This window comes from Marinobacter sp. LV10R510-11A (assembly GCF_900215155.1).
Classification (GTDB): domain Bacteria; phylum Pseudomonadota; class Gammaproteobacteria; order Pseudomonadales; family Oleiphilaceae; genus Marinobacter.
Genome location: NZ_LT907980.1, coordinates 1,168,756 through 1,189,105 on the forward strand (window position 1 = coordinate 1,168,756; position 20,350 = coordinate 1,189,105).

A 20,350-nucleotide genomic window follows, 5' to 3' on the forward strand; every position below is an offset into this window, starting at 1 on the left:
CCGGGATGGTATGAACAAAAATGTGCGTTTTTTAAGGAGTTGGGCGACGACAGCGATAAAACTGCTGACGACAGCTGCACTCCTCTGCACTGCGGTGGCGGCGCTCATGCTCGGGAGCACATCCTTTGCCCTCGCCCAAGAAAATGATCGCTCTCCTGTCTATCTGTCTGGTTCGGGCAACATTGCCCTAGACCAGCATATACAAAGCCTCCTTGAGAAAAAGCTGGAAAGCCACCGAGACCTAATACTCATCTCGGATGTACAGGCGGCCTTTGCCGAAGACGCGCCCATAGTCACAATTGGTTCCGGCGCGTTTTCCCGTGTTCGTCAGGCCAACCGTAATGCACCCATACTTGCTCTGCTGGTGGAGCAGGATTTTATAGAGGGTTTCGCTCGCCGCTCATCGGGCCGAATTTCGGGTATCTATCACGGGGTTCCGCTTATTCGGCAGGCCTTGATCGGAAAAGCCATTCTCCCCCAGGCGTCTCGGATCGCATTGATTGCCACCACAAGTACTGCTGAGCTATACGAAACGCTCATTGACCAGCTTCCGGAACACAATCTCGAGGCACGGCTCTTTGTTGTGGATGACGATAAACAACTCATCCCCACACTCATCAGGGCACTGAGCTACGGTGACTTTTTACTGGCTGCGCCAGATAACGCTATTTACAACCCCAGAACCATAAAACACATTCTTCTGACCGCCTATCGCAGAAACAAAATTGTCATAGGTCCAAGCCAAGCTTATGTGAAAGCCGGTGCTCTGGCATCGGGTTATGCACCTTTTCCCGTGATGGCCGAGATGGCCGCCCTGTATCTTCAGGCATTTTTTGAAACCGGCATGTTTCCGGAGCCGGGTTATCCGGCTATTTTTCGGGTGAAGATCAATCAACAGGTCGCCCGTTCGTTGAACATCCCCTTGGCTCCCCCTGAGCAAATCATTCAGGCTGTGGAACTGCGGTTAATGGACCAAAGAGGGCAAGGCGATGAGTAACCATTCCGTCGGCACGCCACTATCACGGAAGCTTTTGCTGCTGGGCGCATTACCGGCCATTGTGATGTTTATTACGTTGATGGGGTTTTTCACCTCTGCGCGCCTTGACGATGCCAGGCGTGGCCTTTCTGACAGCAGTCAGTTGTTGGCGGACAGCCTGGCACCTTCACTTGAGTATGCGGTTGTATCTGGCAACACGCTGGCACTACAGGAAATACTCTCGCAGTCTATCCAGCACAGCAAAGCCGACTGGATACGCGTAACGGATGTGGTGGGTGAGCAAATTGGTCTCGCAAACCATGACAACAGCCAAGCAAAGCACCCACCAAATGACTTTAAAATCTACGCGGCAGAGATCCTCCAAAAGCCGCTAGAGTTTGAAACTGACCGGGAAACCCTTTGGTTTGAGCCAGAATACGGTTTCGCATCAGTCGCTCTGCGAGTCGGAACTGTTGAGGTTGGGGTTAGTGATAGGGTTCTGGAAGCGCGGCGTACCGACATACTCTGGTCGTCTGTTGCGGTGGGGCTCTCGTTGTTGGTGTTTACTATTCTGGTGATCAGTCATACGTTAAACGCGATTCTCTCACCCATCAATCAAATGTCCGGGCGCATCAGCCGCCTGATTGAAAGAGATTACCGAACTGCCAAAGTGAATAGGAAAAGCAACTCTCGGGAAATTATCGCCATTGAACAACAGCTTAATGAATTGGCCGAGCATCTTGGCACACTGAAATCATCACGGGACCAAACACTGGCCGCCTCGGAGCATGCGCGGGAGAAGGCTGAATCGGCAAGCCATGCCAAATCAGAGTTTTTGGCGACCATGAGCCATGAATTACGCACACCGCTAAACGGTGTACTGGGTATGGTTGACCTGGTTCAGGAAGAAACGCTGAGCTTAAGGCAACGGGATTATCTGCACACTGCCCGGCAATCCACCGAAGATCTTCTTACGGTCATCAGCGACATTCTGGATTATTCCCGAATGGAGAGCGGCGCTTTCGTTCTGGAACAGCAGATGTTCAATATTCACACACTCATTACAAACTGCGTGGCGTCTTACCGGCATGTGGCTGAAGAACAAGGATTGGCTCTAACACTTAACTTCTACGGCGACTGGCCAGAAACGCCCTTGGTGACCGGCGATGCCCCCAGGATCCGGCAGATCCTTGCCTGCTTGCTTGATAACGCGATCAAGTTCACCAGCGATGGCTTTGTGAATGTTCAGGTTGGATGTTTTGGTGTTGAAGATGGCTGCATTATTCTCAACTGCTCTGTAAGCGATTCTGGGAACGGTATTCCCCATGAACGAATCACGGATATTTTCAGCTCATTTGAACAACTGGACACGGGTGATACCCGAAGCTTTGGCGGTGCTGGCATGGGGTTGTCCCTGGTACAGAGGCTAGTTGAGCTTTTGGGTGGGCATATTCAGGTGGACACAGACCCCGGAAAAGGCTCGTCATTCCGCTTTGAACTGCCTATTGAATTGGCATCTCCGGTAGAAACACCTGCGGCGTCTGAAGCAACCCTGCAGACCGAGTTACCCCTCTCTATGCGAGCTCTGGTTGTGGAAGACAACCCGGTAAATCAACGTGTTGCAGTTGCACTATTAAACCGACTTGGTTTCCATACGGATGCCGTTACAAACGGTAAGGAAGCCTTGGACAAAGTGCGCAGCGGTCATCAGGGTTATGATGCGATTCTTATGGACTGCCAGATGCCGATCATGGATGGTTATGAAACAACGCGCTATATCCGTGAGTGGGAAGTTAGCAACGGCCTGGAGAGAACGCCGGTCATCGCATTGACTGCGGATGTACTGCCCAGCACAGAGCACAACTGTCTCGAAAGTGGCATGGACGACTACCTTTCCAAGCCGGTGCGAAAGCAAAACCTACGGGACGTTATGGAGCGTTGGGTGAAGCTGCCGACAAGCTGATAAAGCGCTAATACAAACCTGAGCCCTTCCCTGGGCTCCTGTTTTGATCAGGCCACAGGCTCACGCATGGTGACAAACTCTTCTGCAGACGTTGGGTGTATGCCCATGGTGGAATCAAACTGGGCCTTGGTTGCACCGGCCTTAATAGCCACGGCAAGCCCCTGAGTTATCTCACCAGCATCCGGGCCAACCATGTGCGCGCCAAGCACTCGGTCTGTTACGTCATCGACCACAAGCTTCATCAGGCAGCGTTCATCGCGGCCGCTCAGAATATACTTCATAGGCCGAAACTCAGAGCGGTAGATTCTCAGGGTATGCCCGGCTTCCCGCGCTTCTTCTTCCGTGAATCCCACAGTTCCAATGTTGGGCTGACAGAACACAGCGGTAGGAATCGCGGTGTAATCCATCTCGCCCTCGCCATCTCCAAACATCCTGCGGGACAGCACCATAGCTTGAGCGAGTGCCACCGGGGTTAACTGCGGCGTACCAATAACATCGCCAAGAGCGGTTACTGAAGGTACTGAGGTCTGGAAATAGTCATCGACCACCACATGCCCGGACCCGTTAAGCTCGATACCCAGTTCTGTCAGGCCCAAGCCATCTACTAGCGCCCTTCTGCCTGTTGCCGCCATAACAAGGCCGGTCTCCATAAACTCGCCATTACTGAGTTTGACTCGGTAGTGGGAGTTTTCAGCTTCCACAGATTCAATCGTTACGCCAAACTCCAACCGCACGCCTTTTTTCCGCATTTCCTGCTCGGCAAATCGGCGCACATCACCATCAAAACCGCGAAGGAAAAGATCGCCTCTGTACAGCATGGTGGTTTCCACACCAAGGCCGGCCAGAATGCCGGCGAACTCTACCGCAATATAACCACCACCCCATACCACCGCCTGCTTAGGCAGCTGAGGCAGATAAAACATCTCATTTGAAGTGAGAATGCACTCCTTGCCCGGAATGTCCGGAATCACTGGCCAGCTTCCGGTCGCTACGGTTATGTGGGCGGTTGTGTATTCCTTATCGCCCACAACAATCGTACTCGGATCCTTTATGGATGCCGTGCCTTCAATAACGGTCACGCCAGCGTTCTCGAGCAAGCGCCCATAAATACCGTTGAGCCTTTCTATTTCGGTATTTTTATTGGCGACAAGCGTGGGCCAGTCGAAGCTGACACCGTCCATGGGTACATTCCAGCCATAACCTGCTGCGTCTTCCAGTTCGTCTTTAACATGCGCCCCGTAAACAAACAGTTTTTTGGGCACACAGCCAACGTTAACGCAGGTACCACCAAGATAGCGGGATTCAATAACCGCTACCCGGGCGCCACGCCCAGCAGACATACGCGCCAAGCGCACACCACCGGAACCGGCACCAATAACAATCAGATCATAATCCTGGCTGTCAGACACAGAGTCTCCTGTTGCTTGTTACAACGTTAATTTTGATTTGCGTTTGCCTTGGCTTCTGGGTGAATTTCGCGGAACAGTATGTGATCCTCGAAACCACCGAGGCGAATTTTTCCAAGGCTACGGAAGCCTTCCGATTCATAAAATGGCAGATAGCGGCTGTTACCTGTATCCAAAACCAGCCCGGTTCCCCGCGGGTTGTCTTCACAGAGCCGCTGAACAGCTTTTAGCAGGTGCCGACCGTAACCACGGTTTTGGTATTTGGGGTTAACCCCCATCAATGGCAACTGGTGTGCAAGTGGCTGAGGCAGCATTGCACGTATTTTCTCATGATAATCCAGATAACGGCGGGTAGAGGCAAAGCCTGCTGTCAGCACCATGCGAATTTTCCAGCTGAGCTGATCCGCCAAATTCAGACGAAGATCCGGATCGCCGATGAACGCCACAGCAACCAACGAATCATCAACCATCACGCCAACCGCTTCCTGATCAAGGGCAAAGTAGAGGTCAACCAGTTCACGTAGAGTGGCCCGGACACGCTGGCTGTAGCCGGGTTTTCGGTGATTGAACAGGTGTTGAAACGTTGGCTCGTTCCGGTAGGCGTCATACAGAATCGATCTGGCTTCATTTAAAGCACTGATGTCCAACCGGACAATAACCGGTTCTGGTTTGTTATCACTGTCGGTACTCATGCTTTCGCTCCTGCCGCTGTCCGGAGAGACCACTCCGGAACCCAGTTAGTCCGAATCAGATTGCCAGTGTTAACCGGACAGATACCCGGCCGGGTTCGCCGGAGCGATCCAACGCGGCCTGATCAATCACCACACCATGCTTACCATTGAGCATTTCAAGCCAAGCTGCAACCTCTGAATATGGAACCGCTTCCAGCCATACCCGGATGGCACTCTCACCGCTGGGTTCAAAACGCTGCAGCGTAAGGCCAGATTCCCTTGCAGAGCGAGTTACCAAGCCCATTAGTGCACGGCCATCGGCGGGGACATCTGCTGATGTAGCTGCCGTCCCTGCTCCACTGCTACCCAGGCGACGAATAGCCGGCTCGTTGGATTGCATCCAAGCCACCAGTTCTGAGGCGTTTTCTTTGCTTGCAGCAGCCTGATCGTGAAAACTCGCAACTGGGCTCCACACCACGAAATAGAGAATCCCGAGAAGTACGGCAATAGCCAGCACCGTGAGTGCCTGCTGGTCGCGCTTAGGGAGCTGGTCATACTGTGCAATCAGCTTTCCAACCGACGGTTGCTCTTTCAGTTTCGTCAACATGGCCCTAACCTCCGGATACCGTTAGGCGGCCACGAGCACCGCTGGCTTCGTTAACAACTGAGCCAATTTTCGCATCTAGCCCTTGACCCGCTAAGCCGTTGCGTAAAGTGCTTAGACGGTCGTAGCTTTCTGCACGTACATCGACCACCAACTCACCGCGAGATTGGCTGTAATTGATGGAGTTAAACGTGACCGAGCCTGTACTCGCCACGCTTGAGTATTGCTGGCCGGTGTATTTCATCAGTGTAACAAAATCCACATCAGGCCCATCAGAGCCTGCAATGCGCAGCTGCCCTTCAATCACCCGTTTTACGTTACCGGCATGGGCTTTGCGATCGTTGGGGAAGGCGTCGCGGTATACCGTCATGGCCTGTTGCCGCATATCCTCGGCCTGTTGTTGGTAATAAAGGCCCATTCCGGCTTCCAGCGTTACCTGCACCACAAACCAGACAGCAGCCACAGCGATCAGTGGCTTCCAAGGTTTCAGGGGGCTTGCCTTACCTCCTTTAACCGAGAAATCACGCTGGCACAGATTGATAGGATGGCAAAGATGGTGATAGTGAGCATGGGCCAACAGCTCCAGCGGCATAAGCTCCAGAGATTCTTGGCGAACAGAAAGCCGGCCCGGCACCATAAGTTCACCAAGTAGGGTCTGCTGCTCTTCAAATTCACTTTCAGTTGCGTAAATCACCACGGGGACTTCAGCCACCACGTCCTCCGAAGGCGGCATAGCCATGGTATGTGCAAACATTCCCAGGTTTGCGGACTGCATGCTCAGCCATTCGCCGCGGTCACTGGCCATCATGGCAGATTCGCCATCCAGACAGACCGACCACCCGCCTTCCGTCATAGGAAGCAGTGAAGCATCCGGGTAAATGGCGTCTAGTCTGGCGTGGGACCAATCACGGAACAACTCAAGCCATTGCGCCATCCGGTCTCGATCTACGGCAGCAACTCGATACCCCTCTTGCGTATGGAGGCCGAGCGCAAGATGAACGCTGTCTATATCCTGGGCAATCTGCTCCTCAACCGCGTAAGGCAAAGCCTGGTTTATAAAACGGCTTTGTTTTGCGGGAATGTCGGCCACACAGAACAGGGCTTCATCACCCGGAATAAGGCCCACTAGCAGCACATCTTCAAGCCCATTCTGGCTGAGTGTCTGCTCGATCGTGCTACGGAAATCACTGCTACCCTGAGCTTGGGCATCACCGCCAGCATCGTAAAGCACCCAGTTAAACAGACGGTCATCCGGGTTTTCTCCGGGGTCCGTAAAGGGAGGCAAGGGTCGCACATAAAGGCGATAAGACATGGTTATCCTTCCGAGATAGTATAGGGCTCTTTGGTAATGCGATTCTTTTGTCCGGTATCCCTGTGAACCGTCCGGACATTACCTTCCTGATCACGAAAAACCGTACTCACCATATTTACAACACGGTTATCGTAGGTAATCCGTGAAACAACTTCAAAAAAACGGGTTTGCAGCCCCAGCCCTATGGGTTTCAAGCCAAGCGCTGCAAATTCCGGGAGGGCCATGAAGTCCTGAAGGCTTTCGAACGGCTCTTCCTCGCGCTTTTCAAGAATAGACGCTGCTTGGGCTGTCGTCAGCTCTTCATGCAATGACATCAAAACTTCGGCGGTCGCGGTATTCACGTTGATACCCAGCCCAACCACCGGCAAGGTGGCCACATGAGGTCGCAGGGCCACGTATATTTCTTCTGTCATGCCCTCAATTAGCCGGAGTTCCGACACGCTAACAAAGGGTTGATTCGCAGCGCGAAACCCAGGCTCAGCCATCAGGTACTGACCGTCTTCCGCGCCATAAGCACTGATTGTTTGATCGTCTGGATCAATCCAGTCCACCAAGGCATCTACCGAAATGCCGGTAATTCCGAGGGCAATCAGCAAGCGGGTGATACGATCCTTGGTTATTGGGTCCACCTGGCCGTTCGCAGAAACCAGATCATTAAGGTTTATCCGTCCGCCCAGGCCGTCTATCTGAACCTCCGCCACCCCGTTAGCATCCAGGGGCAAGACAGCCGCATTCATCGCCCAGAACTCATCAAGGCTGTCGACCATCAGGCTGTCTTCCTTATCTTCTTCAAAATCCCGCACCAGAATCTGGCGGGCAAAGGCTTCAGCCCCCAAGGCAATGCTGCGACCCTGTTGCTGCGCCAGATAGTGACCAGCTTTGAACACTCGCACGTTTTGCTGCTGAGTCATCCCTGAGGCCAGCATAACCACCAGCGCCATAGCCAGCAGCACCATAATCAGCGCGACACCCTGTTGTTTTTTTGGCAACGCAATACAGTCGCAGGTGGTCATAGCCTATTAGCCTCCCGGCCCTGTCGTGCCTGGAATATCTGCATCGTCGTCTTCATCATTCTTGCTACGGGCTTCGTTTACTTGGTTAACAAGGCCCTGTGCACCCGCAAGATCAAAGTCTGGCAGAACAAAGGTTCGCACGAGTTCGCCAAAACGCTCGTGTTCCAGCGTAATTTCCATACCCAAAGGAAACGATATATCCGGGCGGCTGCCGGGGCTCAATGCCGCCATGGCCTCACCTGAAGGCCATTCTGGCTCCCAGGTGTTTTCTTCGTTGAGAAACCTAATATCGAACGCGGTAACACCTTCAAGCAACAACAAATCCCGACTATTGTCTTCCTGGCCCTGATCCAATGTTGGCCAATACCGGCGGCGCAGTTCGGTGCCGGTGTATTCCCAGCCAACCCGTTGCAGACTGCTGCGCCGGATACCCAGTGGATTGCGCCAGCCCTGCCGTGTCAACATGAGCGCAAACTCATCTTCACGGCTGGTCAAAGCGGGCTTGAAGTCACCGTATAGATCCCGGGCCGGTCGATTTACTATCTGGGTAATGTCCCGCTCTAAAAGCAACATGGCCCGCTGCAGGCCATCAAACTGTTCGGCAAGCTCATCAACTCTGTCACGGGAAAGGATCACTCCGCTAAGCACCTGCCACACGCCAATACCAATCACCGCGGTAATGGTAATGGCCACCAGAACCTCAAGAAGCGTAAAGCCTTGCTGGCGCCTCATCTTTCACCCACGAAGGCAGAAAGCGTGTGCACGGAATATGGCTTTGAGCGACCCTCTTGATAGCGCGCCACCTCAACTTCAACGCGCCGCATTTTAGCTTCGGCTGTGGCCAACACCTTGGTGGTCACTTGCCATCGAAAAGGACCATAGTCTTGATCTTTCGCGTTCTCGGAGATGCCGGGTAGGTTATCTTCCAGCCGAATTTCGTTTATACGGTTTTCAGCAAGCCAGCCTGCGAGGGTTTTGTCACGGATGCTCTCATAGCTGGAAATATACTGACTGCCCACCTCGGCTGCGGCTGTGGCAATCAGCCCAAACACCAGCAGCGCAATCATCACTTCAATGAGCGTGAAGCCTCTTGCGGATTTTGGCAGTTTTGATGGCTTCCCTCGTATCACTCATTATCTCCGTCATCGCCAGGCCGCTGCCACTGAATTGGCGAAATACCATCGGACGCCAGGATTTGGGTGTAATCTGTGTCGCTACCGACGGTAAACTCCAGTTCAAAAGGGGTGGTTTCCCCACTGGAAAAAAACACCACATCCGGCCGCAGCTTGTCCTCAGCCGACGCCAGGCGGGGAGCATCACTTTCGATAAACCGTGTTGCGACCAACCACTCCGGAAACTCTCGTGCCCGGAATATGCGCTCTCCTGACGATTTCCAATCGTTTTCTTCGTCCTGAAAGGCGACAAAACGATACCCGTTTTCTTCGAACAGCAGGCCCAACTCCAAGTTGTTAAGCACCGCCTGATCCGAGGCAGTTTGCATCAGCAGGTAAAGTTCCCGCACCTCATTCAGCAACTCCCGCTGCTGCGAGTTTCCACCCATGGTGAACACTGCCATAGCGGCAAGTAGCCCGACCAGAACCAGGACAACCAGTATCTCAATAAGCGTAAAACCACTGTGTTTGTGCCCTGACCCCAGTTGCATCACAAATCAGTTACCGATGGTCCAAATGCTGATATCAGCCGCATCCTCATCACCACCTTCTTGGCCGTCGGAACCGTAAGAGTACAGATCGTAGGCACCTTCAGTGCCTGGGCTCACGTACTGGAAGTCATTGCCCCAAGGGTCTGATGGAATGCTTTTCATGTAGCCGTTAGGATTCCAGTTTTTTGGCTCGGGACTGCCAGAAGGCTGGGATTTCAAAGCATCCAGGCCTTGTTGGGTGGAGGGGTAATGACTGTTATCGAGGCGGTACAGGTCTAGCGATTTTGAAATATTGGTGAGCTGCGTTTCCGCAACGGTCACCTTGGCCTGATCGCTTCGGCCCATAATATTCGGTGCCACAACCGCTACCAACAGGCCGAGAATTACCATCACAACCATGATTTCGATGAGGGTAAAGCCTCGGCTGGATTGGGGTGTACTCAGGTTTTTCATCGTCATTATTCCACTCATTATTGGCTGAATTTATAAGGTTTTTTTGGGCGACTAACCAACCAGGTTACTCATATTCAGTATTGGTAGCATGATGGCCATTACAATAATCAGAACCACCACACCCATTACCAGCAGCATCATGGGTTCAAAAAGCCCAACGATGGCAGCCATTTTGGACTGCAGTGTGTTTTCCTGCATAGTCGCGGTGCGCTCCAACATGCTGTCCAGTTCGCCACTGGCCTCGCCACTGGCAATCATGTGTAGCATCATCGGTGGAAAGTAGCCGGACTGATCCAGCGCTCGGTGTAAAGAGCCACCTTCACTGACTTTGCGCGCGGCTTCTTTGAGCTCCTGGCGCAGATAGTCATTCGACAGTACCTCCCCGGCAATTCGCATGGCATCGACTAATGGAACACCGCTGGTTGTAAGGATACTTAGCGTGCTGGCATACCGCGCCGTATTAACGCCCCGAACCATCCCGGAAAACAGCGGCAAGTGCAGCAGACGTTTATGAAAGCGCATCCGGAAGGCCGGCTTCGTGAGCGCATAACGAAAGACCATAAAGGCCACAACCAGCAGAATAACGAGATAGACACCGTAACTGGAAAGAAATTCCGACATGGCCAACATGGCTTGGGTCAGCGCCGGCAACTCCTGGCCCTGCTTTAAAAAAACATCAATAATATCGGGCACAACGTAAGTCAGCAGAAACACCACAATGGCTATCGCGACAAAACTCAGAATAATCGGATAAATGGCAGCAAGTTGAATTTTTTGACGCGCTTCCTGTCGGTTCTCTGTGTAATCAGCCAGTCGGTTCAGAACCAAATCCAGATGCCCTGCATGCTCACCCGCCGCAACCGTTGAACGGTAGAGCCGCGGGAAAGCTTTTGGAAATTCACTAAGGCTGTCTGCCAGCGTATAGCCTTCCATTACTTTTGCCCGAATGGCGATGAGCATGCTGCGGATACGAGGTTTACTGGTTTGTTGTGCCGTTGCTGAGAGTGCCTGTTCTATAGGAATGCCAGACTGAATCAACGTTGCCAGTTGGCGCGTGACCAGCGCAAGATCGGCGGCCGCCAGAGTGCCCCCGCTGCTCAGCGGGTTGCTGGGGGAGCGTTTCTGAACGGCCGGCTCCACCGCCAGTGGCGTGAGGCCTTTTTCCCGGAGCTGTTGGCGCACTGCACGAGGCGCATCGGCTTCTACCACGCCCTGTTTCTGTTTTCCCCGTGCATCCAGGGCTTTGTACTCGTAGGCAGGCATAGCTTACTGGCCCCGGTGCGTTACGCGGAGCACCTCTTCCACAGTGGTAGCGCCCTCAAGTATCTTCCTTACACCATCAGCGTGAATGCTCGGGCCTTTAAGACGTGCTTCTCGCTCCAGATCCAGTTCACCTGAACGCTTGTGAATCAACGCGCTGATCTCCTTGGTTACTTCAACCACTTCATAAATACCAATTCGCCCCCGGTAACCAAGGTTGTTGCAGTGCTCGCACCCTTTCGCTCGGTAGATAGTTGGCGGCGCTGCAAAATCCTGCTGCAAAAACTCACAGTGTTCTTCTGTAGGCGTATAGGCCTCACGGCACTCCTTGCACAACACCCTAACAAGACGCTGGGCCACAATACCGACCAGGCTTGATGAAATCAGGAAGGGCTCAATGCCCATATCCATAAGGCGAGTGATCGCGCCCACCGCAGTATTCGTGTGTAGCGTAGATAACACAAGGTGGCCGGTGAGACTGGCCTGTACTGCAATCTCGGCGGTTTCAAGGTCCCGAATTTCACCAATCATCACAACATCGGGATCTTGTCGCAGAATGGCGCGCAGCCCCCGCGCAAACGTCATCTCAACCTTAGGGTTTACCTGGGTCTGGCCAATGCCCGGCAGGCTGTACTCGATAGGATCCTCAACCGTAAGGATGTTGCGGCTACGATCGTTTATTTCTTGCAACGAGGCATACAGTGTTGTGGATTTGCCCGAACCGGTCGGCCCGGTGACGAGCAGTATGCCGTAAGGTCGGTGGATAAGCTGGCGCAGGATCTTCAGATCGTCTGGAGCCATGCCCAAGGATTCCAGGCGTATTGCGCCCGCCTGTTTATCCAACAAACGCAAAACAACGCGTTCGCCACCGGATGACGGCATGGTGGAAACCCGGATATCCACTTCACGGCCGGCCACCCTCAACGAAATTCGACCGTCCTGGGGTACCCGTTTTTCGGCGATATCCAGTTTCGCCATAACCTTGATCCGCGAAACCAACAACGGTGCCAGCGCCCGTTTGGGTTGCACGACTTCCCGCAACACACCATCAACGCGAAACCGCACGATCAGGCGTTTTTCATAGGTTTCAATATGCACATCCGAGGCGCTGCTTTTTACCGCCTCAGTCAGAATCGCATTGATAAGGCGGATAATCGGCGCGTCGTCTTCCTGCTCCAACAGATCTTCGGTTTCCGGAACAGAATCGGCAAGCGAAGCCAGGTCCATGTCGTCGCCAATGCCTTCAACCATCTGCATGGCTTCGGCAGAGTCGTTCTGATAGGCAGCGTTCAACGCGTGATCAAAGTGGCCCGGATCAATGGCAGTAAATATCGCACGGCCACCGCTTATGCGGTTGGCTTCCGCCAATGCAGAATGAGGAGCGCCAGGCCTGACCAAAATAACCGGGTTGCCCTCATCTGAACGAGTCAGAATAACGCCGTTGCGCTTCGCAAAGGTAAAGGGAAGACGACCCAGCGGAGCATCCTGCGGCTGAAGTTCGGTTTCTGTGGTCAAGGTGGCCCTCGTTATTGTCAGGAAATCAGGGTTTTGTGCGCACCCGCACACTTTAAAACCCTTTCTGTTTTAGATGATTCAAGAAGGCTACCACAGGATATAGGCCCGCTGAATAACCCTGTACACTATACTCCCAATAAAAGGCGCTATTCTGATAACCTGTGGTACTTTCAGCCTTTTCTTAGCCAGTCGTTTTCTGGCAGCTTGCGAACTTGCATTCAGGACGATCAATGCGCTCTATTAATCCAAAGGTTCCACTTGCCCTGACTATTATTGCAGGGTTTGCCATGGTGGGTGCGACCGCATGGCAGGGTTATAGCTTCTGGCAATCGGAAAGCCGCCAAGCCGCGCAAAACAGCCAGGCTGCCTCGCAGCCGCTTACAGATACACGCAACACCCCTGCTCTGCCGCTGGCTTCCCTAGCGTTTTTTGGCACAGCCCAAACCGACGGAGCTGAAGCGCAGGAAAACACCGAGGATCTGCCAGAAACCAACCTGCGGCTTTTCCTTAGGGGCGTTCTCGCAGCCGTCGGCGACTTCCCCGGCAGCGCTTTGATAGAAGACGACAAAAGTAAGACCGACGTCTTTATCGTGGGCGATGAACTACCTGGCAATGCAAAACTCCGCTCCGTTCACGCCAACCGCGTGATTCTCGATCGCTCAGGCAAACTGGAAAACCTGTATTTTCCCGCACCCGATGAGCAGTCCGGAATGTCCTTCTCTTCCGACGCCGACAATATCCAACAAAGATCTGCGCAACAAGACGAGGCACCGGCAGAAAATGATCAGCAACGCCGAGAAGAGATTCGTAAGCGCCTTGAGCAACTCCGGGAACGCCTCCGCACCAACGGTTAGCCTTTCAAACTCCCAGCCTCCGCAATTATGTCGGCAAATGACACAGCCCATGTCGCCATGGGACAGTGCAAGCATCTGATAAACCGATAGACTAGCTCCCATCCAATTAGATACAGGAGTGTACTTTGATGCGACGCTGGAATGGCTGGGGAGATGAGCAGTTTAAGTTGGAATTACCCACACAGGGGCAAGGCTTTCTCGCCGATTGCGTGGGCATCGGCAAGCCCTTGAGTGATGTCTCTCTCGCATCAGTATGCGCAAAGGTCACTGAAACGCGCCTTACAGCTGACCCCACCATGGACAAGCTGATTGATACCAGCCCGGAAGCTCGCGTCCGCCACGCCCGCGGCCAGAGCCTGCCAGACTGGCTAGCGATGCGCAGCGGCGATATCGAGGTTTTTCCAGACGGTGTCGCGTTTCCAAAAAGCAGTCTCGATGTTCAAAAATTGCTGCAATATGCCCAAGCCAACAACCTAGAGTTAATTCCTTACGGCGGCGGCACCAGCGTTGCCGGACACATCAACCCGCTGGCTAGCGACAAACCGGTACTCACGGTAGACATGGGTGGAATGAACCGCCTCATAGACCTAGACCGGGAAAGCCAGATAGCCACATTTGGCGCAGGCACGCCTGGGCCCCTCGTAGAATCCCAGTTGCGTGCTCATGGTTACACGCTTGGGCACTTCCCCCAATCGTTTGAGCTCTCAACCATCGGTGGCTGGGTCGCTTCCCGCTCCAGTGGCCAACAATCATTGCGTTACGGCAGGATCGAGCAATTATTTGCCGGCGGCCGTGTCGAAACCCTCAAAGGCACACTGGATTTACCGACCATTCCGGCTTCCAGTGCCGGGCCCGACATTCGCGAGATGATTCTAGGCTCCGAGGGGCGTATTGGCCTGATCACCGAAGTAAAAGTGCGAGTCACCCGCTTGCCAGAACAGGAAAGCTTTCACGTGGTGTTCTTCCCAGATTGGGACAGTGCCCGAACGGCCTGCCGCAAACTGGTACAGAACCGCACACAGCTTTCTATGTTGCGGCTCAGCAACGCTATCGAGACCGTCACTCAGTTGGCACTGGCCGGGCACCCGCACCTTATTGGCATGCTGGAAAAAGTTCTTTCCTTGCGCGGCGCGGCCGAAGGCAAGTGCATGATGACGTTCGGGCTGACTGGCAGCAGCCATCAGTGCGCCAGCGCTAAGCGGGAAGTCAAAAAAATCTGCAGCGAATACAAAGGTGTTTATACCGGCACCCGGCTGGGTAAAAAATGGGCCGAAAAGCGCTTCACCATGCCCTACCTTCGGGAAGCGCTGTGGCAAATGGGCTACGCTGTGGACACTCTGGAAACCGCAACCGATTGGGACAACGTAGAAAATCTGTTGGGTTTGATGGAAGGCAGCCTTCGCGAAGGCCTTCAAGCCCGCGAAGAAAGCAAAGACGAGCGCACTCATGTGTTTACTCACTTGTCCCATTTTTACGGACAGGGCTGCAGCATCTACACCACGTATGTTTTCCGTGTTGCAGACAGCTACGAGGAAACTCTAGCACGCTGGAAGCACCTCAAGAGCACAACCTCGGAACTGATCGTGCGCAATCGTGGCACGATCAGCCACCAGCACGGTGTTGGTAAAGATCACGCCCCATTCCTGCCGATTGAAAAAGGCGAGCTGGGCATGTTGGCAATCCGCTCGTTGTGCCAAACCTTCGACCCAGAAGGCATTCTCAATCCGAAAACCCTGTTGGAGTGAACGGAATGAGCGGAATGAGCCAGATGAAGCGCAGAGACTCATTACTCAAAGAGCTTAAAAGCAGCACTCACACGTTTGATGTGGTGATAATTGGCGGTGGCATTACCGGCGCGGGCATAGCCCGGGAAGCCGCCGGCAGTGGCTTGAGTACGTTGCTGGTTGAGCAGAAAGATTTCGCTTGGGGAACCTCCAGCCGGTCATCAAAAATGGTGCACGGTGGCCTACGGTATCTTGGCAGTGGCCAATACCGGCTGACCCGGAATGCCGTTACCGAACGCCAGCGACTGATGGCTGAGGCGCCTGGGCTTATCGAGCCTTTGCGCTTTATCATGCCGCACTTCCGGCGCCAGTTCCCCGGCCCACGGCTGTTTCAAATTCTGCTGCGAGTGTACGACTGGATAGCCCACTCCGAATCTCGTCATTTCCTTACGCCGAGCGAAACCATGCAATGGGTGCCTGGCCTAAATACCACAAAGCTGACCGGGGCCAGTGGCTTTACCGATGCGGTAACCGATGACGCCAGACTGGTGCAGCGTGTTATCACCGAAGCCCGCCAAGACGGCGCCTGGTGCCTAAACTACGTTAAAGCAGTAGACGTTCTGCGAAACAACGGCGAAGTCGACGGGCTTGAATTGCAGGCGGAAGACGAAACCGAGACCTTTACCGTCAACACGGCCTTGGTTATCAATGCTACAGGCGTATGGGCTGACCGACTGCAGCAGCCCATCGACGGGCAGAAGCCAATGACCATCCGACCATTGCGCGGCAGCCACTTGGTTATTCCTTGGCAGAAACTGCCTGTGTCCTGCTCGGTTTCCCTGTTCCACCCGGATGATAAGCGCCCAGTTTTCGCTTTCCCCTGGGCTGGCACAACCGTGCTTGGCACAACAGACCTCGACCATACAGAAAGCTTGGACGATGAACCGCGCATTGCCGCAGAAGAAGTCGATTATCTGTTGAGAATTTCCAGCAGCCTGTTCCCCGGCGCGGCCATCTCAAGAAGCGACATTTTATCCACCTGGGCGGGCGTTCGGCCCGTTGTGACGGCGGAACCGAGCGGTACCAGTTCGAAAGCGCCATCCAAAGAAAGTCGGGAGCATGAGTTCCGTGAAGATAACGGTTTGATCAGCATTGCCGGCGGAAAACTCACCACCTTCCGGCTCATTGCACGGGAGGCGTTGATACGGGGCCTTGGAAGTGAAGAACGATTGCGGCCGGAGAACGACCCGGTTTTTCGGCAAACGGCCTCACCGCAGCGGCCAGGGAATATCAGCCACCAGAACTGGCACCGGCTTACTGGCTTTTATGGTTCAGACCTGGGCGCTGTTATGCAGGCTGGGCCTGCCGAGCCCGTATTTGATGACACGGCTTCTGTCGTGGTACCCGGCGAGCTGCTGTGGGCGGAAGTTGTGTGGGCCTGCAAACAAGAAGATGTAAAACACTTGGACGACCTGATGCTACGCCGCACAAGGCTTGGGTCGATCGTGCCTGAAGGTGGTAAAGCACTGCTGCCGAAGCTAAAGCAACACTGCCAAAGTGCTCTTGGCTGGGATGACAAGCAATGGCACACCGAAAAGGCCCGTTACTTGGCGATTTGGCGCGAGGCCTATTCGTTGCCGCCTCGGCCGGAGCAATAACATGCCTTCTAAGCCTTTAATACTGGCCATTGATAATGGCACACAAAGTGTTCGCGCTCTGCTTTTTGACACTCAGGGGAACCTGATTGCCAAGGGCAAGCAAGAGATCCAGCCCTACTTTTCAGAGCAACCTGGCTGGGCCGAACAACACCCGGAGTATTTCTGGGAAAACGTGGGAAAGGCCTGTGAACAACTGTGGCAGTCAACTGATGTAACGCCAGACAGGGTTGCGGGCGTTACCGTCACAACCCAGCGCGGCACGGTGATTAACCTCGATGAAAACGGCAAGCCACTGCGCCCTGCCATCATCTGGCTTGACCAACGCCATGCCCGAGTTGATGGGCCAGTAAAAGGCCCCTGGGGCTGGTTTTTCAAGCTGGCACGGCTGGAAGACACGATTAACCGCTTTCGGGAAAATACCCAGGCCAATTGGATAGCCCAAAACCAGCCAGAAATCTGGGATAAAACTCGGCATTTTGTGCTGCTATCCGGTTACCTGAATTACCGCTTAACCGGCCAGTTGCGCGACTCTACCGGTAGCCAAGTGGGTTACCTGCCATTCGACTACAAAAAACACCGCTGGGCAGGCAAGCGGGACTTTAAATGGCAAGTTATGCCAGTAAAAAGATTCATGCTGCCCGAACTGGTCAGCCCTGGCTCCACGTTGGGCCATCTCACCACAGAAGCAGCCAAACATCTGGGGCTTCCAGAAGGCCTGCCGGTCGTTGCAGCAGCCTCAGACAAAGCCTGCGAGATACTCGGCTCTGGAGGTTTAACACCCGATGTCGGCTGCATGAGCTACGGCACAACCGCTACCATTAACACCACCAACAAGCGCTATGTGGAGCCGGTACGCTTGATGCCGCCCTATCCTTCCGCGTTACCCGGGCACTATTCCACGGAAGTAATGATTTACCGGGGCTTCTGGATGGTGAGCTGGTTCAAGCGGGAGTTCGGTATGAGGGAACAGAAAATCGCTGAGGAACGGGGCATTGAGCCAGAAGTCCTGTTTGATGAACTGGTCAAAACTGTGCCTGCCGGCTCCATGGGCCTGATGCTGCAACCCTACTGGTCACCAGGCGTGCGCCAACCCGGACCGGAGGCGAAAGGCTCCATCATCGGATTCGGCGATGTTCACACCCGCTCGCACATTTATCGGGCTATTTTAGAAGGCTTGGCTTACGCACTTCGGGAAGGCAAAGAAAAGATCGAAAAGCGCAGCGGTATTAAAATTCGCAAGCTTCGGGTAGCGGGTGGCGGCTCCCAAAGTGACGCCGCCATGCAATTGACCGCAGACGTATTCGGCTTACCCGCCGAGCGCCCCCACACCTATGAAACCTCTGGCTTGGGCGCCGCTATTGATGCCGCGGTTGGCCTTGGCCTGCACCCAGACTTTGAAACCGCCGTGGCGGCCATGACCCGGGTTGGTGACATATTCCAGCCCAACCCAGAAGCCCAAGAGCTTTATGAAAGGCTCTACACCGAGGTGTATCTGCGCATGTATCCGCAGCTTCAACCGCTGTATCAAAAAATCCGGGATATTACTGGTTATCCAGCGTAGGCTTTTGGTGTTATTACTCTCAAGAATTCAGCCCCAACCACTACAACCTTGGCAGCGCGGTTCCTTCAGGAACCCGAACCTCAAAGCCAGATTTCACACTGACGGTTTTACCGGCGAGCACTTCGCGATTCCAGGCCAAAACGCCTTTTTTGTCATCAACATCCCGCTCTACTGGCTCGCTTATCTCAAGTGGCTTAACCGTCAGAATATCCTTCTGTGATACAGGAATTCGGTCAAACACCCGAACCTGTACAGCCTTTGAGTGATGATTGGTGATCTCAAACCGGTTCTGCCGGCGCTGAACGTTCTCGCTCTTCCAAATGCCCTCTTCGCCAGTGCGCTCAAGCTCGTTCACAACGGATACCCGAATACCCTCGTCTACCCCAAATCCTAGCGTCAGTTCTTCACCGTCTGCCAGTTCTTGCAGTTGGCTTTCTCCGACACTCTGGCCATCTCGATATAGCGTTACCCGCCCAGCGGGTATAGGCGCATCTGATTTGAAAGTGCCCTTTGCGTGCAGGTAGCCGCTAGTGTCTGCCACTGGCGTTGTCCAAGTAGCTACTTCAACAGGAATCTGATGTTCCGCAACGCTCAGGCGCTGACCAGAAGAGCCACTGGGAATCGCAACTGATTGTGGCAACAGGTAACTCTGGGTGAAACTGCTCTGGCGCTCAACAACCGCTGCAAAACCGTTGGATGATTTGAGCGAACTCGACTCCATCTCGGCCATGGGTGCATCTGCGCGCGACTGATACATCGGAGGCTGCTCAGGGTTAACAACCCAAGAGTGAATAGCTGGCATCGCCGTTCCCCGCCGCGCATTCGCGGTTGAGAGGCGAAGCTCCACGCCGTCCCAATCAGTACCCGTAGACTGCTGCACAACAGCCAAGTGCTCCAGTGTCACTTCGCCACCGGGCCTACTTTCCAGTTCCGTTTTCAGGCGCGCGGTGTACTCACTCCGCCAGCTGGCTTGATTGGTCTGAAAACGGAGCTTCAGGCCCAACTGACCGCTCTCGGGTGCCCGGTAATGCACCACCACTTTTTTTGTCGCACGTGCACCCTGCTTAACGTGAGAAAGTTCCCTGATTAAGCGATCCCGTGTGGCAATGTCGCCGGCCATCTGTGTACGAATAGCTCGAATTTCTGTCAGCGCGCCCTGTGTTGTTTCTTTCATCACGGCCGCCATGTCATTCAGCTCTGAAGCCGTCAGGTCGTGGGGCGATTCTGCCGCCTTACTCATAAGAGTCACCTGCTGATTCCAGGCTTGGATAGCATCCTCCTGCGCCTGAATCCGCAAGGTGACTGCCTCCAGCTCTTCACGGATGCGGCGGGTTTCCCCGGCCACAAATTCCGCCTGCTCTACCCGGCTAATCTGAACCTGCTGGATCTGCGCGCCCGAGAGTCCTTCGAGTGCTACCTGCAGAGTTTGATCCTGAAGGCTAACCGGCAATCCCCCAATCTCAACCGTCCCTGCACCCGTGCTTACCTGCTTGCTCTCCTCCCAGGTAAGTTCCCCATGGGATGGGTATAACGTTGCCGTTGTGACCTCTGCCTGGGCTATCAATGGCGTGGTCGCAATGGCGATCGCAAGCAGGCTGTGCATCTTCATCGGGATGAATCCTTTTATTTGCGGCGGTTTGAGTGCAAGGAGTAACGGTTTAAGTCAGCAGACAGTGTTTTTAATGGATCTTCAGACATTTAAATTTGCTCGCCCTTT

General features: G+C 54.0%; 18 protein-coding genes. 6 read left to right on the top strand and 12 right to left on the bottom strand.

What is annotated here, in order from left to right; all coding sequences use genetic code 11:
• Positions 1–106 precede the first annotated feature (106 nt).
• The gene (locus CPH80_RS05660; protein ID WP_143752967.1) at positions 107–997 is read left to right on the top strand and encodes an ABC transporter substrate-binding protein; all 891 of its coding nucleotides are present in this window, start codon (positions 107–109) and stop codon (positions 995–997) included.
• Entirely contained in the window at positions 990–2,939 is a 1,950-nt protein-coding gene (locus CPH80_RS05665; RefSeq protein WP_096276003.1) for an ATP-binding protein, read from the top strand. The genes CPH80_RS05660 and CPH80_RS05665 overlap by 8 nt, the downstream gene beginning before the upstream one ends.
• A gap of 47 nt (positions 2,940–2,986) precedes the next feature.
• Here the strand turns inward: CPH80_RS05665 and gorA are convergent, their stop codons facing one another.
• The 11 genes from gorA to gspE are packed head-to-tail and all read right to left on the bottom strand — an operon-like array spanning position 2,987 to position 12,836.
• Positions 2,987–4,348 (bottom strand): glutathione-disulfide reductase, encoded by a 1,362-nt coding sequence (gorA, locus tag CPH80_RS05670; RefSeq protein WP_096276004.1) that lies wholly within the window; start codon positions 4,346–4,348, stop codon positions 2,987–2,989.
• A 26-nt stretch (positions 4,349–4,374) separates the two neighbouring features.
• The gene (locus CPH80_RS05675; protein ID WP_096276005.1) at positions 4,375–5,037 is read right to left on the bottom strand and encodes a GNAT family N-acetyltransferase; all 663 of its coding nucleotides are present in this window, start codon (positions 5,035–5,037) and stop codon (positions 4,375–4,377) included.
• Between the two features lie 55 nt (positions 5,038–5,092).
• Positions 5,093–5,623 (bottom strand): type II secretion system protein GspM, encoded by a 531-nt coding sequence (gspM, locus tag CPH80_RS05680; RefSeq protein ID WP_096276006.1) that lies wholly within the window; start codon positions 5,621–5,623, stop codon positions 5,093–5,095.
• 4 nt (positions 5,624–5,627) lie between these two features.
• Positions 5,628–6,932, bottom strand: a complete 1,305-nt coding sequence (gene gspL, locus CPH80_RS05685; protein ID WP_096276007.1) for a type II secretion system protein GspL — start codon at positions 6,930–6,932, stop codon at positions 5,628–5,630.
• Positions 6,933–6,934: 2 nt separating this feature from the next.
• Positions 6,935–7,945 carry a type II secretion system minor pseudopilin GspK gene (gene gspK, locus CPH80_RS05690; protein WP_096276008.1) on the bottom strand — a complete coding sequence of 337 codons (1,011 nt, stop codon included), beginning with the start codon at positions 7,943–7,945 and terminating at the stop codon, positions 6,935–6,937.
• A gap of 6 nt (positions 7,946–7,951) precedes the next feature.
• Positions 7,952–8,677 (bottom strand): type II secretion system minor pseudopilin GspJ, encoded by a 726-nt coding sequence (gene gspJ / locus CPH80_RS05695; RefSeq protein WP_096276009.1) that lies wholly within the window; start codon positions 8,675–8,677, stop codon positions 7,952–7,954.
• Positions 8,674–9,075, bottom strand: a complete 402-nt coding sequence (gene gspI / locus CPH80_RS05700; protein WP_227520371.1) for a type II secretion system minor pseudopilin GspI — start codon at positions 9,073–9,075, stop codon at positions 8,674–8,676. Before gspI ends, gspJ begins: the two co-directional genes overlap by 4 nt.
• Positions 9,072–9,608, bottom strand: a complete 537-nt coding sequence (gene gspH / locus CPH80_RS05705; protein WP_096276010.1) for a type II secretion system minor pseudopilin GspH — start codon at positions 9,606–9,608, stop codon at positions 9,072–9,074. The genes gspI and gspH overlap by 4 nt, the downstream gene beginning before the upstream one ends.
• 6 nt (positions 9,609–9,614) lie before the next feature.
• Complete coding sequence (gene gspG / locus CPH80_RS05710; RefSeq protein ID WP_096276011.1) at positions 9,615–10,067, bottom strand: type II secretion system major pseudopilin GspG; 453 nt, start codon at positions 10,065–10,067, stop codon at positions 9,615–9,617.
• A 45-nt stretch (positions 10,068–10,112) separates the two neighbouring features.
• Positions 10,113–11,324 carry a type II secretion system inner membrane protein GspF gene (gene gspF, locus CPH80_RS05715; RefSeq protein ID WP_096276012.1) on the bottom strand — a complete coding sequence of 404 codons (1,212 nt, stop codon included), beginning with the start codon at positions 11,322–11,324 and terminating at the stop codon, positions 10,113–10,115.
• Positions 11,325–11,327: 3 nt separating this feature from the next.
• Positions 11,328–12,836, bottom strand: a complete 1,509-nt coding sequence (gene gspE, locus CPH80_RS05720; RefSeq protein ID WP_096276013.1) for a type II secretion system ATPase GspE — start codon at positions 12,834–12,836, stop codon at positions 11,328–11,330.
• Positions 12,837–13,066: 230 nt separating this feature from the next.
• Between gspE and CPH80_RS05725 the strand changes: the two genes are divergently transcribed.
• From CPH80_RS05725 to CPH80_RS05740, 4 genes are all read left to right on the top strand, one after another.
• The gene (locus CPH80_RS05725; RefSeq protein WP_096276014.1) at positions 13,067–13,690 is read left to right on the top strand and encodes a type II secretion system protein N; all 624 of its coding nucleotides are present in this window, start codon (positions 13,067–13,069) and stop codon (positions 13,688–13,690) included.
• Positions 13,691–13,818: 128 nt separating this feature from the next.
• Positions 13,819–15,435: an FAD-binding oxidoreductase gene (locus tag CPH80_RS05730; RefSeq protein WP_096276015.1), complete on the top strand. Its 1,617-nt coding sequence runs from the start codon at positions 13,819–13,821 to the stop codon at positions 15,433–15,435.
• 5 nt (positions 15,436–15,440) lie between these two features.
• A complete protein-coding gene (locus CPH80_RS05735; RefSeq protein WP_227520372.1) occupies positions 15,441–17,072 on the top strand; it encodes a glycerol-3-phosphate dehydrogenase/oxidase in 1,632 nt (543 codons plus the stop codon).
• Position 17,073: 1 nt separating this feature from the next.
• Positions 17,074–18,633: an FGGY-family carbohydrate kinase gene (locus CPH80_RS05740; protein ID WP_096276016.1), complete on the top strand. Its 1,560-nt coding sequence runs from the start codon at positions 17,074–17,076 to the stop codon at positions 18,631–18,633.
• A gap of 40 nt (positions 18,634–18,673) precedes the next feature.
• On the opposite strand, the gene CPH80_RS05745 is transcribed toward CPH80_RS05740, so the two are convergent.
• Complete coding sequence (locus tag CPH80_RS05745) at positions 18,674–20,242, bottom strand: DUF4139 domain-containing protein (RefSeq protein WP_096276017.1); 1,569 nt, start codon at positions 20,240–20,242, stop codon at positions 18,674–18,676.
• Between the last annotated feature and the right edge of the window lie 108 nt (positions 20,243–20,350).

What these genes read in the sequence shown, in the direction of transcription:
- CPH80_RS05665 (WP_096276003.1), top strand. Translation starts at nt 990, where the DNA reads ATGAGTAACCATTCCGTCGGCACGCCACTATCACGGAAGCTTTTGCTG.
- gspK (WP_096276008.1), bottom strand. Translation starts at nt 7,945, where the DNA reads ATGACCACCTGCGACTGTATTGCGTTGCCAAAAAAACAACAGGGTGTC.
- gspH (WP_096276010.1), bottom strand. Translation starts at nt 9,608, where the DNA reads ATGCAACTGGGGTCAGGGCACAAACACAGTGGTTTTACGCTTATTGAG.
- CPH80_RS05730 (WP_096276015.1), top strand. Translation starts at nt 13,819, where the DNA reads ATGCGACGCTGGAATGGCTGGGGAGATGAGCAGTTTAAGTTGGAATTA.
- gspM (WP_096276006.1), bottom strand. Translation starts at nt 5,623, where the DNA reads ATGTTGACGAAACTGAAAGAGCAACCGTCGGTTGGAAAGCTGATTGCA.
- CPH80_RS05725 (WP_096276014.1), top strand. Translation starts at nt 13,067, where the DNA reads ATGCGCTCTATTAATCCAAAGGTTCCACTTGCCCTGACTATTATTGCA.
- gspF (WP_096276012.1), bottom strand. Translation starts at nt 11,324, where the DNA reads ATGCCTGCCTACGAGTACAAAGCCCTGGATGCACGGGGAAAACAGAAA.
- gspG (WP_096276011.1), bottom strand. Translation starts at nt 10,067, where the DNA reads ATGACGATGAAAAACCTGAGTACACCCCAATCCAGCCGAGGCTTTACC.
- CPH80_RS05735 (WP_227520372.1), top strand. Translation starts at nt 15,441, where the DNA reads ATGAGCGGAATGAGCCAGATGAAGCGCAGAGACTCATTACTCAAAGAG.
- CPH80_RS05745 (WP_096276017.1), bottom strand. Translation starts at nt 20,242, where the DNA reads ATGAAGATGCACAGCCTGCTTGCGATCGCCATTGCGACCACGCCATTG.
- CPH80_RS05660 (WP_143752967.1), top strand. Translation starts at nt 107, where the DNA reads ATGCTCGGGAGCACATCCTTTGCCCTCGCCCAAGAAAATGATCGCTCT.
- CPH80_RS05675 (WP_096276005.1), bottom strand. Translation starts at nt 5,037, where the DNA reads ATGAGTACCGACAGTGATAACAAACCAGAACCGGTTATTGTCCGGTTG.
- gspL (WP_096276007.1), bottom strand. Translation starts at nt 6,932, where the DNA reads ATGTCTTATCGCCTTTATGTGCGACCCTTGCCTCCCTTTACGGACCCC.
- CPH80_RS05740 (WP_096276016.1), top strand. Translation starts at nt 17,074, where the DNA reads ATGCCTTCTAAGCCTTTAATACTGGCCATTGATAATGGCACACAAAGT.
- gspJ (WP_096276009.1), bottom strand. Translation starts at nt 8,677, where the DNA reads ATGAGGCGCCAGCAAGGCTTTACGCTTCTTGAGGTTCTGGTGGCCATT.